At 71.1% G+C, this 15,831-nt stretch carries 9 protein-coding genes and 1 pseudogene; 8 read left to right on the top strand and 2 right to left on the bottom strand.

Annotated elements, in window-relative coordinates:
• Positions 1–158: 158 nt before the first annotated feature.
• A complete protein-coding gene (locus tag ACFW1I_RS03265; protein ID WP_384665563.1) occupies positions 159–3,005 on the bottom strand; it encodes a transglycosylase domain-containing protein in 2,847 nt (948 codons plus the stop codon).
• 382 nt (positions 3,006–3,387) lie between these two features.
• Here ACFW1I_RS03265 and ACFW1I_RS03260 point away from each other — a divergent pair, with 382 nt between their 5' ends.
• The 3 genes from ACFW1I_RS03260 to ACFW1I_RS03250 all read left to right on the top strand — a co-directional run bounded on the left by ACFW1I_RS03260 (position 3,388) and on the right by ACFW1I_RS03250 (position 6,536).
• Positions 3,388–4,062, top strand: coding sequence for a helix-turn-helix transcriptional regulator (locus tag ACFW1I_RS03260; protein ID WP_384665561.1), 675 nt, complete (start codon positions 3,388–3,390; stop codon positions 4,060–4,062).
• Positions 4,063–4,109: 47 nt separating this feature from the next.
• The gene (locus tag ACFW1I_RS03255) at positions 4,110–5,192 is read left to right on the top strand and encodes an inositol-3-phosphate synthase (RefSeq protein WP_384665559.1); all 1,083 of its coding nucleotides are present in this window, start codon (positions 4,110–4,112) and stop codon (positions 5,190–5,192) included.
• An 84-nt stretch (positions 5,193–5,276) separates the two neighbouring features.
• Positions 5,277–6,536, top strand: coding sequence for an MFS transporter (locus tag ACFW1I_RS03250; protein ID WP_384665557.1), 1,260 nt, complete (start codon positions 5,277–5,279; stop codon positions 6,534–6,536).
• A gap of 65 nt (positions 6,537–6,601) precedes the next feature.
• On the opposite strand, the gene ACFW1I_RS03245 is transcribed toward ACFW1I_RS03250, so the two are convergent.
• Positions 6,602–8,044: a CCA tRNA nucleotidyltransferase gene (locus ACFW1I_RS03245; RefSeq protein ID WP_384665555.1), complete on the bottom strand. Its 1,443-nt coding sequence runs from the start codon at positions 8,042–8,044 to the stop codon at positions 6,602–6,604.
• A gap of 235 nt (positions 8,045–8,279) precedes the next feature.
• Between ACFW1I_RS03245 and ACFW1I_RS03240 the strand changes: the two genes are divergently transcribed.
• The 5 genes and pseudogenes from ACFW1I_RS03240 to ACFW1I_RS03220 all read left to right on the top strand — a co-directional run.
• Positions 8,280–10,655 carry a DUF6049 family protein gene (locus ACFW1I_RS03240; protein ID WP_384665553.1) on the top strand — a complete coding sequence of 792 codons (2,376 nt, stop codon included), beginning with the start codon at positions 8,280–8,282 and terminating at the stop codon, positions 10,653–10,655.
• Between the two features lie 45 nt (positions 10,656–10,700).
• Positions 10,701–12,971 (top strand): murein biosynthesis integral membrane protein MurJ, encoded by a 2,271-nt coding sequence (gene murJ, locus ACFW1I_RS03235; protein ID WP_384665551.1) that lies wholly within the window; start codon positions 10,701–10,703, stop codon positions 12,969–12,971.
• A gap of 117 nt (positions 12,972–13,088) precedes the next feature.
• A complete protein-coding gene (locus tag ACFW1I_RS03230; protein ID WP_384665549.1) occupies positions 13,089–14,780 on the top strand; it encodes a protein kinase family protein in 1,692 nt (563 codons plus the stop codon).
• A 26-nt stretch (positions 14,781–14,806) separates the two neighbouring features.
• A complete protein-coding gene (gene sigM, locus ACFW1I_RS03225) occupies positions 14,807–15,508 on the top strand; it encodes an RNA polymerase sigma factor SigM (protein ID WP_384665547.1) in 702 nt (233 codons plus the stop codon).
• Positions 15,505–15,831, top strand: a pseudogene (locus ACFW1I_RS03220) (hypothetical protein); the annotation flags it as partial. The gene sigM and the pseudogene ACFW1I_RS03220, both read left to right, overlap by 4 nt.

Here is a 15,831-nt window from a genome sequence, read left to right as displayed (position 1 = left end):
CGCGCCCCGCCCACCCCGCGCCGCTCTCGACCCCCGTCTCGACACCCCCACCCCCTCCCCCGCGCGCCCCCTGAACCGCCCTCCGCGCCCCCCCCCCCCCCCCCCGCGACGGCCCTCGCTTCGCCGGGGTCGCGCCTCACGGCCCGGCCCCGGCCACCTCAGTCGAAGAGGCTTCCGTCCCCTGTGGATCCGTCGGTCGGCTCACCGCCGCTGCCGCCGTTCCCGTTGCCGCCGCTGCCCGGTCCGCCCGGGTCCGTCGTGGTGTCCGTCGGCGTCGGCTCCGAGCTGTCCGTCGGGGTCGGCTCCGTCGTCCCGCCGGTGCTGCCGCCCTGGTCGCCGCCGCCACTGGTGGTGTCGCAGCCCCAGTCCCAGACGTTGCAGGTCGTCTTGCCGGGCTTCGGCTCCTTGGTGGTCGGACGGCCCGAGTCGGTGGGCGTCGCCGGGGGAGTCGTCGTCGGGGCGGTGGTGGCCGTCTCGGTCGGCGTCGCCGTCTCGGTCGGGGTCGGGGTGGCCGTCGGCTTGGGCGTGGCGCCACCGCCGTAGACCGCCTTGGCGTCCGCGAGCTTCTCCGGAGCCGGGAACTTCTCGACGGGCATGTCCGCGATGGCGTCCGTCATGTAGTCGTTCCAGATCTGGGATGGGAAGGACGAACCGTGGATCGAGTCCTGGCCACCCGTGCCGTACATCTCCTGGAACTCGCGGTTCTTCTTCGTCTCGTCGTCGTCGAAGCGGTACATGTCGATCGCCGTCGAGAGCTGCGGGGTGTAGCCGACGAACCAGGCCGACATGTTGTCGTCGGTGGTACCGGTCTTGCCGGCCACGTCGCGGCCCGGGATGGCGGCGTTGTTACCGGTGCCGTCCGGGTCCTCGACGACGCTGCGGAGCACGTCGGTGACGTTGGAGGAGACGGCCGAGGAGAACGCCTGCTTGGACGCGCCCTCGTGCTTGTAGATGACCTGACCCTCCTTGAGGACCTTGGTCACCGAGTAGGGCTCGTTGCGCACGCCCTGGTTGGCGAAGGTGGAGTAGGCGCCGGCCATGCGGATCGCGCTCGGGCTGGAGATGCCGAGCGAGAACGACGGGACCTCGCCCTTCACCAGGGAGTCGGGGCGCAGACCGGCGTCGATGGCCGCGTCACGCACCTTGTCGATGCCGACGTCCATGCCCAGCTGCACGTAGGGGGAGTTGGCGGAGACGATCATCGCCCGGCGCAGGCTGATGTTGCCGTAGCTCTGGTCGCCCTCGTTGTTCTGCTCCCACTCCTCCCCCTTCTCGTTGTGCCAGATCTCGCCGTCGTAGGTGCGGACCTTGAGGTCGTCCTTGCCGCTGTAGCGGCTCTTGTCGGGGTCGACCAGGGTGCGCGTGGAGGCGTCCTGCACCTTCTCGCCCTCGGGGTCGCGCACGCCGTCCCGCATCGCGGCGGCGAGCACGAAGGGCTTGAACGTCGAACCGACCTGAGCGCCGGTGGTGTCGGCGTTGTTGGTGTAGTGCTTGGTCGCGTCCTGGCCGCCGTAGAGCGCGACGAGGGCACCGGTCTTGACGTCGACGGAGGCGCCGCCGAACTCGACGTTGGTGTCGTCCTCCGGACGCTTCTTCTCGTCGATGTACTCGTCGTAGATCTTCTTGACCGAGTCCTCCATCGCCTTCACCTTCTTCTTGTCGAAGGTGGTGTGGATCTCGTAACCGCCCAGATCCAGGGCCTCGGCACTGATGTCGTACTTGCTGCGGAAGTTGGCCTTCGCGGTGGCGACCAGGTAACCGATCTGACCGCTCAGCTGGGCGTCCTGCTTCGGCTTCTGGATCTTCGGCAGCGTCGTGTACTTCGCCCGCTCCTCGGCCGTGATCTTCTGGTCCTTGACCATCTCGTCGAGGATCCACGTCCAGCGCTCGGTGAGACGCGCCAGGTTGTTCGCGGGAGTGGCGTTGGGGTCGACCTCGGGGTAGCCGGCCGGGTCGAAGTACGTGGCGCCCTTGAGCACGGAGGCGAGCACCGCCGACTCGGAGGCGTTGAGGTGCTTGGCGTCCTTGTTGAAGTACGCGCGGGAAGCGGCCTGGATGCCGTAGGCGCCGCGGCCGTAGTACGCGGTGTTCAGGTAGCCGGACAGGATGTCGCGCTTGTCGACCTCATTGCCGACCTTGATGGAGATGAAGAGTTCCTTCACCTTCCGGGACAGGGTCTGCGACTGGTCGGCGAGCAGGCCGTTCTTCACGTACTGCTGGGTGATGGTCGAGCCGCCCTGCGTCTCGCCGCCCTTCGCCATGTTCCACACGGCGCGGCCGATGCCCATCGGGTCGACGCCCCAGTCCGTACGGAACGTCTTGTTCTCGGCCGAGATCACGGCCTCCTGCATGACCAGCGGAATCTGGTCGATGCCGATGATCTGGCGGTTCTGACCGGCGCCGGTGGCCACCATGCGGGTGCCGTCGGACCAGTAGTAGATGTTGTTCTGCGAGGTCGCGGTCGCGTCCACCTTGGGGATGCCGACCTGCGAGTACGCGATGACCGCGCCGCCCATGAGGAGCGCGCAGAAGAACAGGAACGTACCCGTCACGAGCTTCCAGGACGGCATCCAGCGACGCCAGCCGTCCTTGTCGTGGCGCGGGTAGTCGATGATCCGCTTCTTGCCCGGCGGACGACCGCCCGGGCCGCCACCGCGGCCACCGCCACCGCCGCCTCCACCGCGACGGCCACCGCCGCCGGGACCGTTCGGCCCACCGGGGCCGCCGGCCACGGGCGCGCGTCGGCGACCGCCCCGCTGGGCGGCACGCCGGGCCTCCGCGCGACCGCCGTACGGACGCGCTTCCTCCCCGTGGGAGGACGAGGCCCCCCCGTACCCGCCGGACGACCCGTAAGGGGCCGGCGATCCGTACGGGGGCGTCCCCGTACCGGTGTCATGGGCCGGGGCCGACCTGCGGCCCGTCGGCTGCTGGGCGGCGCGTCGTGCCGCCGCGCGGCCGCCCGTCGGCGGCTCCTGCGACGGCATCCTGCGACGGTGCTCGCTCATCGAACGACTACTCCTCGGGCAGGCGCGTACGCCTGGAAGCGGCAGTTGAGTTCCGGTCCCCCCGAAATGCGCACGACCGGAGCCCATCGGAGGCCCCTTTCGTATCGCAGCCGGTCACCCGCTGCACTGACGCCCCAGCGCGGCTCCTGGTTCCCGGTGGTGTGCATGCCGCACAGACTACGCACGGCCAAAACCCCTCTTGCGCCGGAGTTCACCCCAAATCAGGCAAGTCGCACGCTGTGAATTGACGATGTGACGCCGGTCACGGCACCTCCACTTGTCGGACCTCTCGGGCCGTTCTATCGTCATGATGTATCGAGTCGATACATCAGCACGGCATAAAGGTTTCCGAGGGCGGACCGCAGGACGGAGGAGGCGACGGATGAGCAGACGCTCCGGCATCCTCGAGTTCGCCGTTCTCGGCCTGCTGCGCGAGGCCCCGATGCACGGCTACGAGCTGCGCAAGCGCCTCAACACCTCGCTCGGCATCTTCCGGGCGTTCAGCTACGGGACGCTGTATCCCTGCCTCAAGACGCTGGTCGCCAACGGCTGGTTGATCGAGGAGCCGGGCAGCGCCCCCGAGGAGGCGCTGGCCTCGTCACTCGCAGGACGCCGGGCCAAGATCGTCTACCGGTTGACGCCGGAAGGTAAGGAGCACTTCGAGGAGCTCCTCTCCCACACCGGCCCGGACGCCTGGGAGGACGAGCACTTCGCCGCCCGCTTCGCGTTCTTCGGTCAGACCGAGCGCGAGGTGCGGATGAGGGTCCTCGAAGGCCGCCGCAGCCGGCTGGAGGAGCGCCTGGAGAAGATGCGCGCCTCGCTGGCCCGGACGCGCGAGCGCCTCGACGACTACACGCTTGAGCTCCAGCGCCACGGAATGGAGTCCGTGGAGCGCGAAGTGCGCTGGCTGAACGAGCTCATCGAGAGCGAGCGGGCGGGCCGCGACCAGCGGCCCGACACCGACGCTCCGCACGACAACGATTCTGGAGAGACGGGCGGCCTGCCCCGGCACGGGGGCAGTACCCGGCCGGATCCGTCCGACGACACCGCCAAGTGAAACCCTGCGCCAGCAGGGCTTCCACGATCACACAGGGAGCAACCGGAATGGGTTCGGTTCGCGTAGCCATCGTCGGCGTGGGCAACTGCGCCGCCTCGCTGGTGCAGGGCGTCGAGTACTACAAGGACGCCGACCCGGCGACCAAGGTGCCCGGCCTGATGCACGTCCAGTTCGGCGACTACCACGTCGGTGACGTCGACTTCGTCGCCGCCTTCGACGTCGACGCGAAGAAGGTCGGCCTCGACCTCTCCGACGCCATCGGCGCCAGCGAGAACAACACCATCAAGATCTGCGACGTCCCGAACAAGGGCGTCACGGTCCAGCGCGGTCACACGCTCGACGGTCTCGGCAAGTACTACCGCCAGACCATCGAGGAGTCCGCCGAGGAGCCGGTCGACGTCGTCCAGATCCTGAAGGACCGCCAGGTCGACGTCCTCGTCTGCTACCTGCCCGTCGGTTCCGAGGACGCGGCGAAGTTCTACGCCCAGTGCGCCATCGACGCCAAGGTCGCCTTCGTCAACGCTCTCCCGGTCTTCATCGCCGGCACCAAGGAGTGGGCAGACAAGTTCACCGAGGCCGGTGTCCCGATCGTCGGCGACGACATCAAGTCGCAGGTCGGCGCCACCATCACGCACCGCGTGATGGCGAAGCTGTTCGAGGACCGCGGTGTCCGCCTCGAGCGCACGATGCAGCTCAACGTCGGCGGCAACATGGACTTCAAGAACATGCTCGAGCGCGAGCGCCTGGAGTCCAAGAAGATCTCGAAGACGCAGGCCGTCACCTCGCAGATCCCGGACCGCGAGCTGGGTGAGAAGAACGTCCACATCGGCCCGTCCGACTACGTCGCGTGGCTCGACGACCGCAAGTGGGCGTACGTCCGCCTCGAGGGCCGCGCCTTCGGCGACGTCCCGCTGAACCTGGAGTACAAGCTCGAGGTCTGGGACTCCCCGAACTCGGCCGGTGTCATCATCGACGCCCTGCGCGCCGCGAAGATCGCCAAGGACCGCGGCATCGGCGGCCCGATCCTCTCCGCGTCCTCGTACTTCATGAAGTCCCCGCCGGTCCAGTACTTCGACGACGAGGCCCTGGCCAACGTCGAGAAGTTCATCAAGGGCGAGGTCGAGCGCTGACCTTCCGAGGTCCGATGCGTTTCACCTGACGAGGGTCCCCGCGGCACTGCCCGGGGACCCTCGCCGTGTGTGAGTCTTGCTGCCATGTCCGTCGTACGTGATCTGCGCGTACTGCTGCGCCTGCGCGACTTCCGGCGCCTGCTCGCCGTCCGGCTGCTCTCCCAGTGCGCCGACGGTGTCTATCAGGTGGCCCTGGCCACGTACGTCGTGTTCTCCCCGGAGAAACAGACCTCCCCGGCCGCCATCGCCTCCGCCATGGCCGTGCTGCTGCTCCCGTACTCCCTCGTCGGCCCCTTCGCGGGCGTCCTCCTCGACCGCTGGCAACGCCGCCAGGTCTTCCTCTACGGGAACCTGCTCCGCGCCCTGCTCGCCGCCGGGACCGCCCTGCTCGTCCTCGCCGCCGTCCCGGACTGGCTCTTCTACGCCTCCGCCCTCTCCGTCACGGCCGTCAACCGCTTCGTCCTCGCCGGGCTCTCCGCCGCCCTGCCCCGGGTCGTCGACGAGGAACGCCTCGTCGTCGCCAACTCGCTCTCCCCCACCGCCGGCACCCTCGCCGCCACCCTCGGCGGCGGCCTCGCCTTCGGCGTCCGGCTGCTCGCCGACGACTCCGACGCCGCCGTCGTCGCCTTCGGCGCCGTCCTCTACCTCTGCGCCGCACTGGCCTCGCTGCGGATCCCCCGTACGCTGCTCGGCCCCGACCCGGACCAGGTGCCGCCCCGGCTCTCCACGGCGCTCGCCTCCACCGCCCGGGGCCTGGTCGCCGGGGTGCGCCATCTCTCCGAACGGCGCCCGGCCGCCCGGGCGCTCACCGCCGTCGGGCTGATGCGCTTCTGCTACGGCGCCCTGCTCGTGGCCGTGCTCATGCTCTGCCGGTACACCTGGAGCACCACCGAGTCCGAGGGGCTGGGGCTCCTGGGGATCGCCGTCGCCACCTCCGGAGCCGGGTTCTTCGCCGCCGCCGTGATCTCGCCCTGGGCGGTCGGACGGTTCGGGCCCTTCGGCTGGATGATCGTGTGCTCGGCCGCGGCCGCCGTGCTCGTCCCGGCGCTCGCCCTGCCGTTCGCGCCCACGCCGTTCCTCGTCGCCGCCTTCGTGCTGGGGCTCATCACCCAGGGAGCGAAGATCGCGACCGACACCGTGGTCCAGACGCACGTCGACGACGCGTTCCGCGGACGGGTCTTCTCCCTGTACGACGTGCTCTTCAACGTCGCGTTCGTGGCGGCGGCCGGGGTCGCCGCCCTGATGCTGCCGCCCGACGGCCGCTCCCCGCTGCTGATCGCGCTGGTGGCGGCCGGCTACGCGGCGATCGCCCTGCTGCTGCGCGGGGAACGCGGGACGAGGTGATGTTTCACGTGAAACACCGGCGGTGACGCTCTGCGGTGTTTCACGTGAAACACGGGGTCCGCGCGTCAGTCGCGCGCGGCCCACCACTCCTTGAGCGCGGCCACCGCCTGCTCGTACTCCATCGGACCGTTCTCCAGGCGGAGCTCCAGCAGGAACTTGTACGCCTGCCCGACGGCGGGACCCGGCTTGATCTCCAGGATCTGCTGGATCTGGTTGCCGTCGAGGTCGGGACGGATCGAGTCCAGCTCCTCCTGCTCCTGGAGCTGGGCGATGCGCGCCTCCAGGCCGTCGTAGGCGCGGGAGAGCGCGGACGCCTTGCGCTTGTTGCGCGTGGTGCAGTCCGAGCGGGTCAGCTTGTGCAGCCGGGAGAGGAGCGGGCCGCCGTCGCGGACGTAGCGGCGCACGGCCGAGTCGGTCCACTCGCCCGTCCCGTACCCGTGGAAGCGCAGGTGCAGCTCCACCAGCCGCGAGACGTCCTTGACCATCTCGTTGGAGTACTTCAGCGCGGTCATGCGCTTCTTGGTCATCTTGGCGCCCACCACCTCGTGGTGGTGGAAGGAGACCCGGCCGTCCTTCTCGAAGCGGCGGGTGCGCGGCTTGCCGATGTCGTGGAGGAGCGCGGCCAGGCGCAGCACCAGGTCCGGGCCGTCCTCCTCCAGGTCGATCGCCTGGTCGAGGACGGTCAGCGAGTGCTCGTACACGTCCTTGTGCCGGTGGTGCTCGTCGCTCTCCAGCCGCAGCGCGGGCAGCTCGGGGAGGACGTGCGCGGCGAGGCCGGTGTCGACGAGCAGGCCGAGGCCCTTCCGCGGGTGGGCGGAGAGCAGCAGCTTGTTCAGCTCGTCCCGGACGCGCTCGGCGGAGACGATCTCGATCCGGTCCGCCATCTCCGTCATCGCCGAGACGACCTCGGGGGCGACCTCGAAGTCGAGCTGGGCGGCGAAGCGGGCCGCCCGCATCATGCGCAGCGGGTCGTCGGAGAAGGACTCCTCGGGCGTGCCCGGCGTGCGCAGCACCCGGGCGGCGAGGTCCTCCAGACCGCCGTACGGGTCGATGAACTCCTTCTCGGGGAGTGCCACGGCCATCGCGTTGACGGTGAAGTCGCGCCGGACGAGGTCCTGGTCGATGGAGTCGCCGTAGGAGACCTCGGGCTTGCGGGAGGTGCGGTCGTACGCCTCGGAGCGGTACGTCGTGACCTCGATCTGGTAGCCGTCCTTCTGCGACCCGACGGTCCCGAAGGCGATCCCGACCTCCCAGACGGCGTCGGCCCAGGGGCGGACGATCTTCAGGACGTCCTCGGGGCGGGCGTCCGTGGTGAAGTCCAGGTCGTTGCCGAGCCGGCCGAGGAGGGCGTCCCGTACCGAGCCGCCGACCAGTGCGAGGCGGAATCCGGCCGCCTGGAAACGGCGGGCGAGGTCGTCGGCGACAGGGGACACGCGCAGCAGCTCGCTGACGGCGCGGCGCTGCACCTGGCTCAGTTCGGTCGAGGTGTCTTCGTTGGCGTTCGGCACAACAGAAAAGGGTACGTGCCCCGCCCCGCCCCGACGTCCCCGTTTTCCCGGCCGTCCCCTCACCCCGGCGGAAGGCGCCTGTGGGGTTCCTGTGAAAACGGCCTCCTCCCGGGCGATCGGCTGGAGGACTCCCCGGCACTCGGCCCCTCCGTGCCTCGTTACCATGCCTGGACACAGCAACCGGGCACCACTGGCATCACGGGCACCACCGACAACGACGAGGACGGGCGAACGCGTGGCTGAGGCGGCAGCTTTCCAGGGAACCGGTCCCTCACCTGCCCGCCGATGGCTGCGGCGCACCCTCACCATCGCCGTCGGAGCACCCCTGCTCGCCGGCCTCCTCCACCACCCCTCGGCGTCGGCCCAGGCACCCGGGGAGGGCCAGGTCTCCCGGACGGTCGATGTGTCGATCGACACGCTGACCCCGAGCGCCCCGGTCGAGGGGGACACCGTCACCGTCACCGGGACCATGACCAACCGCGGCAAGCGGGCCATCACCGACGCCACGGTGAACCTGCGGGTCGGCCCGCGGATGGAGAGCCGCAGCGAGATCGACCAGGTCACCCGGCGGAAGGGCTTCCGCTCCGACAGCGACCCGCAGCCGCTGGACGCCCCCGAGATCGACATCCCCCGGCTGGACGTCGGCGTCGCGCACGACTTCCGGATCTCCGTGCCGGTCTCCAAGCTGGGCCTGGACGACGAGGGCGGCATCTACCAGCTGGGCGTCTCGATCACCGGGCAGACCTCCGAGGCGCAGTACGACCGCGTCCTCGGCATCGAGCGGACCTTCCTGCCGTACCAGCCGGAGCCGACCGACAAGCGGACCCAGCTCACCTACCTCTGGCCGCTGATGTCCTCGGCCCACATCTCGGCCGACACCGCCTCGGACGACCAGCAGACCCCCGTCTTCCAGGACGACGACCTGGCCGAGGAGCTCCGCCCCGGCGGCCGGCTCGACGAACTGGTCACCCTGGGCCAGGGCCTCCCGGTCACCTGGGTGATCGACCCGGACCTGCTGGCCTCCGTCGACGCCATGGCCAACGGCTACCGCGTCAAGGACGGCACCGGGCACACCGCCGGCACGGAGGCGAACCGGAAGCTGGCCGAGCGCTGGCTCGGCATGCTGGAGAAGGCGGTGCAGGGCCGCAAGGTGGTCGCGCTGCCCTTCGCCGACCCCGACCTCGCCTCCCTCGCCCACCACGGCAAGGCCGTCCCCGGCTCCCTCGAACACCTCCAGTCGGCGACCGAGCTGGCCGGGTCGACCGTCGAGACGATCCTCCACGTCCAGCCGGCCACCGACTTCGCCTGGCCCGTCGAGGGCGCCGTCGACCCCTCGATCATGGCGGTCGCGACCTCGGCCGGCGCCCGCAAGGTGATCGCCCGCAGCGACAGCATCCAGGACGACGACCTGTCCTACACGCCGACCGCGGCCCGTCCCCTCGGCGGCGGCACGACGGCGGTGGTGAGCGACGCGGAGCTGTCGACCGCCTTCCAGGGCGACATGGTCCGCGCCGAGACCTCGACGCTCGCCGTGCAGGAGTTCCTGGCGCAGACCCTCGCGATCACCCTGGAGCAGCCGCAGGACCAGCGCAGCGTCGTGGTCGCCCCGCAGCGCCGGCCGACCGTGGCCCAGGCACAGGCGATGGCCGCCGCCGTGCGCGGGCTCGGCGCGCGCCGCTGGACGCAGCCGCTCGACCTGGTCGCCGCGGCGGCGGCCAAGCCCGACCCGGACGCCTCCACCACGGTGCCGCGCGGCTCGCAGTACCCGAAGAAGCTCCGGGGCAGCGAGCTTCCGGTGCAGGCGTTCCGGGACATGAAGACCACCCGCGACGAGCTGGACGACTTCAAGGTCATCCTCACCGACGCGACCCGGGTCGTGCCGCCGGTCGGCAACGCGATCAACCGCGAGATGTCCACCTCCTGGCGCGGCCGGGCGAGCGAGGCGGCGATCTACCGCGTCGACGTCCAGGACGTCCTCCAGCGGCTCACCAAGAGCGTCGTCCTCGTCGACAAGTCCGACCTCACGCTCTCGGGGCGCAGCGCGACCATCCCGGTCACGGTGCAGAACAAGCTCCTCCAGGACGTGGAGGGGCTGGTCCTGCGGCTGTCCTCCAGCAACAAGGCCCGTCTGAAGGTCGACGGCGAGGGCTCGGCGGACCTGCCCATCACGGTCCGCGCCGGGCACAGCCAGTCGGTGAAGTTCCCCGCCTCGGCCAACGCCAACGGCCAGGTCTCGATGACCGCCCAGCTCTACACGGTGGACGGCACGCCCTACGGCGCCCCGATGACCTTCACCGTGCGGGTCTCCGAGATGACCCCGACGGTGATGCTGGTCATCGCCGGCGGTGTGCTGCTGCTCGTCCTCGCCGGCGTCCGCATGTACAGCCAGCGCAAGCGCCTGGCCGCCCGCGCCGCCGAGGCCGAGGCCGAGGCCGAGACCACGACGGCCGACCCGACGACGGACGACACGACCGCGGACGACACGGCGGAGCGCGACACGGCGGACGCGGCGGACACGGCGGACGCGGCCGAGCACCCGAGTGACCCGGACACGGACACCGGCCCCGAAAGCGGCGACCCGTCGGGCCCGAGTGAGAAAGTGGACCGTTGAGCGATGTCGTGGCCGGTCGGCCGGGGACGATGAGGTGGGGTAACCATGAACGCGCCGTACGACGCTGACCGCGGCCAGGGTGCGGGCGGCGCCGCACCGTCCGGCGGCACGCCCCCCCAGCAGGGGCAGGCCTCGCAGCAGGGGCAGCACCCCGGGTACCCGCCGCAGGACCCGTACGGGCAGGCTCCGTACCCGCAGAGCCCGTACGCGGCCGCGCCGCAGGACCCGTCCGCGCAGCACCCCGAGAACCCGTACGCCCAGGACCCCTACGTCCAGGACGCCTACGCGCACGACCCGTACCGGGCGCAGGACCTGTCCGCGCAGGACCCGGTGGGCGAGGCGCTCTACGACCGCGCCGCCCACCCGCCGCCCCCGCCGGGCACGTACCAGGACCCCGCGGCGCTCTACCAGCAGCCCGCGGCGCCCCAGCACGCCCCGGATCCGCGCGTCTGGGCGCACACCCCGGCGCCCGAGCCCGACGGCCCCTCCCGCCACCTCCCGTACGGCGACGACGCCCGTACGGTCCAGTTCACCGGCGTCGACGACCTGGTGACCCGGGCGAGCGAGGACGAGCGGCCCGAGCAGGACGCCTTCGCCCACCTCTACCGGGACCAGCAGGGCCAGGGCCAGGTGCCCGCCCCCGCCGCCGAGCCCGACCCGCTGCCGGCCCCCGCGCCGAAGCGGACCGGCCGCGCCTCCGGGCTGCTGAAGTCGAGCGCCGTGATGGCCGCGGGCACCCTGGTCTCCCGGCTCACCGGCTTCGTCCGCTCGCTGGTCATCACCGGCGCCCTCGGCGCCGCGCTGCTCGGTGACACCTTCACCATCGCGTACACCCTGCCGACGATGATCTACATCCTCACCGTCGGCGGCGGCCTCAACTCGGTCTTCGTGCCGCAGCTGGTCCGCTCGATGAAGAACGACGAGGACGGCGGCGAGGCGTACGCCAACCGGCTGCTCACCCTCGTCATGGTGGCGCTCGGCCTGATCGTGGTCGCCGCCGTCTTCGCGGCGCCCGTCCTGATCCGGCTGATGTCGAACACCATCGCCGACGACGCCGCCGCCAACAGCGTCGCGGTGACCTTCGCCCGCTACTGCCTGCCCACGATCTTCTTCATGGGCGTGCACGTGGTGATGGGCCAGATCCTCAACGCCCGCGGCAAGTTCGGCGCGATGATGTGGACCCCGGTCCTCAACAACATCGTCATGATCATCACCTTCGGCCTGTTCATCTGGGTGTACGGCACCTCCGCCGAGTCCCACATGGGCGTGCGGACCATCCCCGACGAGGGCATCCGCCTCCTCGGCATCGGCACCCTGCTCGGCCTCGTCGTCCAGGCGCTGGCGATGATCCCGTACCTGCGCGAGACGGGCTTCCGCTTCCGGCCCCGCTTCGACTGGAAGGGCCACGGCCTCGGCAAGACCGTCAAGCTCGCCAAGTGGACCGTCCTCTTCGTCCTCGCCAACCAGGCGGGCGTCCTGGTCGTCACCCAGCTCGCCACCGCGGCCGGCGAGGAGTCCGGCAAGAACGGCGCCGGCTTCCTGGCGTACTCCAACGCGCAGCTGATCTGGGGCATGCCGCAGGCCATCATCACGGTCTCCGTCATGGCCGCCCTGCTGCCCCGGATCTCCCGCGCCGCCAGCGACGACGACCCGGGCGCCGTCCGCGACGACATCTCGCAGGGCCTGCGCAACTCCGCCGTCGCCATCGTCCCGGTCGCCTTCGCCTTCCTGGCCCTCGGCGTCCCGATGTGCACCCTGCTGTACGCCTCCAGCGGCGTCGAGGCCGCCCAGGGCATGGGCTTCATCCTGATGGCGTTCGGCCTCGGCCTGATCCCGTACTCGGTGCAGTACGTCGTCCTGCGCGGCTTCTACGCCTACGAGGACACCCGCACCCCCTTCTACAACACCGTCATCGTCGCCGCCGTCAACGCGGCGGCCTCCGCCCTCTGCTACGTCCTGCTGCCCGCCCAGTGGGCCGTGGTCGGCATGGCCGCCTCCTACGGCCTGGCCTACGCCGTCGGCGTCGGCATCGCCTGGCGCCGGCTGCGCAACCGCCTCGGCGGCGACCTGGACGGCGCCCACGTGCTGCGCACCTACGCCCGCCTCTGCATGGCCTCGCTGCCGGCCGCGGTGCTGGCCGGCGCCGCCGGATTCGGGCTGCTGAAGCTGCTCGGCGAGGGCGCCCTCGGTTCGCTGGTCGCGCTCGTCGTCGGCGGCGCGGTGCTCCTCGGGGCCTTCTTCGTCGCCGCGCGCCGGATGCGGATCACCGAACTGAACACCCTCGTGGGCATGGTGCGGGGACGCCTGGGACGCTGATCCCGTCCCCCAGGACAACCATCGGGGGGAACCGTGTGTCGTGCATAGCGTCCGACTGTGGGCACAATTGGCTTGGCTGTTGGATGTGGCGCAACGGATGGGGAGGCAGGAACGACGGTGGCGGAACGTAGCACGGCTGCCGTCGACGTGGCCGACAACAGCGGTGACGACCCGCTGACCGCGCAGGCGGACACGGCCGCGACCGACGGGGTGGCGGAAGAGCGGAACACGGCGGAGGAGCCCACCGGGGCCCCCGAGCAGAAGGCGGTCGAACGGAAGAACGGCGAACAGCCCTCCATCACGGCGCCGGAGCTGCACAGCGGCCACAAACTGGCCCGGCGCTACCGGTTGGAGGAGTGCGTCACCCGTCTGGACGGATTCAGCAGCTGGCGTGCGGTCGACGAGAAGCTGCGGCGGGCCGTCGGCGTGCACCTGCTCCCGGCCGACCACCCGCGCGCCCGCTCCGTCCTGGCCGCCGCCCGCTCGGCGGCGCTGCTCGGCGACCCCCGGTTCGTCCAGGTCCTCGACGCGGTCGAGGAGAACGACCTCGTCTACGTCGTCCACGAGTGGCTCCCGGACACCACCGAGCTGACCGCGCTCCTCGCGGACGGCCCGCTGCCGGCCCATGACGCCTACCAGCTCGTCACCCAGGTCTCCCAGGCGATGGCCGCCGCGCACCGCGAGGGCCTGGCCCACCTGCGGCTCACCCCGAGCGCCGTCCTGCGCAGCTCCACCGGCCAGTACCGCATCCGCGGCCTCGCCGTGAACGCCGCCCTGCGCGGCATCACCGCCGACCGCCCGCAGCGCACCGACACCGAGGCCATCGGCGCCCTCCTCTACGCGGCGCTCACCCAGCGCTGGCCGTACGAGAGCGACGCCTACGGCCTCTCCGGGCTGCCCAAGGGCGTCGGCCTGATCCCGCCGGACCAGGTCCGCGCCGGCGTCCACCGGGGCCTCTCCGAGATCGCCATGCGCGCCCTCGCCAACGACGGGGCCACCGCGTCCCGTCAGGAGCCGCCCTGCACCACGCCGGACGAACTCGCCAAGGCCGTCGCCGCGATGCCCCGCGTCAAGCCGCCGGAGCCGGAGTTCCCCGCCCCCGCCGAGTACCAGCGCACCACGTACCAGCAGGGCACCTACGGGCGCCCCCAGCCGCGTCCGATGGTCACCCAGCCCCTCCCGCAGCCGCCGGCCCCGCTGGAGAGCCGTACCGGCAGGGCGCTGAAGTGGGCCGTCGGCGCCCTCCTCATCGCCGCCCTGGGCCTGGGCAGTTGGCAGATCGCCGACCGCCTGCTGCCCAAGGAACCCAAGCAGGAGACACCGGTCGTCCAGCCCCCGGTCGACGAGAAGCCCGAACCGCCGAAGCCGCTCACCATCGCGTCGGCCGACGACTTCGACCCGTTCCCCGAGGGCAACGGCGAGGAGTACCCCGAGGCGGTGCCGAACGCCCTCGACGGCGACCCGAGCACCTTCTGGCACACCAAGAACTACGCCACCGCCAACCTCGGCAACCAGAAGGACGGCGTCGGAATCGTCCTGGACCTGGGGTCGGCGCAGAAGGTCCGCGAGGTCGACCTCTCGTTCGTCGGAGACACCTCGGTGGAGATCCGCACGGCGCCCGAGGACGCCTCCTCGGCGCCCTCCACGGCGTCGGGCTTCACCACCCAGGGCTCCAAGTCCGGCACCGACGTGAAGGTGGAGCTCACCAAGCCGGTCACGACCCGGTACGTTCTGGTCTGGCTGACGGAGCTTCCCCTCAACGACGGCGAGTACCGCGGCCAGCTGAGCGAAGTCAAGGTCATGGGCTGACGACGACAGGGGAGGGGCTGGCACCGTTGGACCGTCCGATAGACGCCGCAGACGACCGGGAACTCCTGGCCCGTCATGTCGCCGGGGACCCGGACGCCTTCGGTGAGCTCGTACGGCGCCACCGCGACCGCCTGTGGGCGGTGGCGCTCCGCACCCTGGGCGACCGCGAGGAGGCCGCCGACGCGGTCCAGGACGCCCTCCTCTCGGCCTTCCGGGCCGCCCACACCTTCCGGGGCCAGTCGGCCGTCACGACCTGGCTCCACCGCATCACCGTGAACGCCTGCCTGGACCGCCTGCGCAAGAGCGCCAGCCGCAGGACCTCGCCGGTGGACGACACCGCCCGCTTCGAGCAGCTCCTCGAACCGCACGAGTCCGCCGAGGCGCCCGCCGAGCGCCAGGACCTCCACCGGCAACTGCTCGGCGCGCTCGCCACCCTCGCCCCCGACCAGCGCGCCGCGCTCGTCCTCGTCGACATGCAGGGATACCCGGTCGCCGAGGCGGCCCGTATCCTCGGCGTTCCCACCGGCACCGTGAAGAGCCGCTGCGCACGCGGCCGAGCCCGGCTGCTGCCGATGCTCACTCATCTGCGCGCCGACACCGTGGGTAACGAGGCTCCCGAAGGGGGAAGGAACCGGACGCCGGGGGCATCCGTCCCACCGGTGTCGGAGCCGAGGGAAACCGGACCGATCGATCCAGCTGCTGTGAAGGGCGGAGGTGGGCGCGCGTGACCACGACCGACAAGGCCGACACAGCACAGCACCCGGACGTCTCGGAGATCTCCGACCTGACGGAGGGGCTGCTCTCCCCGAGCCGCTCCGCCACGATCCGCCGGCACCTCGACGGGTGTGCCCTCTGTGCCGACGTCCGACGCTCCCTCGAAGAGATCCGCGGACTCCTCGGCACCCTCCCGGGCCCTCCGCGCATGCCCGCCGAGATCGCCGGCCGGATCGACGCCGCTCTCGCCGCCGAGGCCCTCCTCGACGCCACCGCCCCGGAGTCCACCCGGCCTGTTTCACGTGAAACCACGGACCGGGAGGACGCTGTTTCACGT

Origin of the sequence: Streptomyces sp. NPDC058955 (assembly GCF_042741435.1) — a bacterium.
GTDB lineage: Bacteria > Actinomycetota > Actinomycetes > Streptomycetales > Streptomycetaceae > Streptomyces.
The sequence above is the reverse complement of the archived record's forward strand: the minus strand, read 5'-3'. Positions and strand labels throughout refer to the sequence as shown.

What these genes read in the sequence shown, in the direction of transcription:
- ACFW1I_RS03250 (WP_384665557.1), top strand. Translation starts at nt 5,277, where the DNA reads ATGTCCGTCGTACGTGATCTGCGCGTACTGCTGCGCCTGCGCGACTTC.
- murJ (WP_384665551.1), top strand. Translation starts at nt 10,701, where the DNA reads ATGAACGCGCCGTACGACGCTGACCGCGGCCAGGGTGCGGGCGGCGCC.
- ACFW1I_RS03255 (WP_384665559.1), top strand. Translation starts at nt 4,110, where the DNA reads ATGGGTTCGGTTCGCGTAGCCATCGTCGGCGTGGGCAACTGCGCCGCC.
- ACFW1I_RS03260 (WP_384665561.1), top strand. Translation starts at nt 3,388, where the DNA reads ATGAGCAGACGCTCCGGCATCCTCGAGTTCGCCGTTCTCGGCCTGCTG.
- ACFW1I_RS03265 (WP_384665563.1), bottom strand. Translation starts at nt 3,005, where the DNA reads ATGAGCGAGCACCGTCGCAGGATGCCGTCGCAGGAGCCGCCGACGGGC.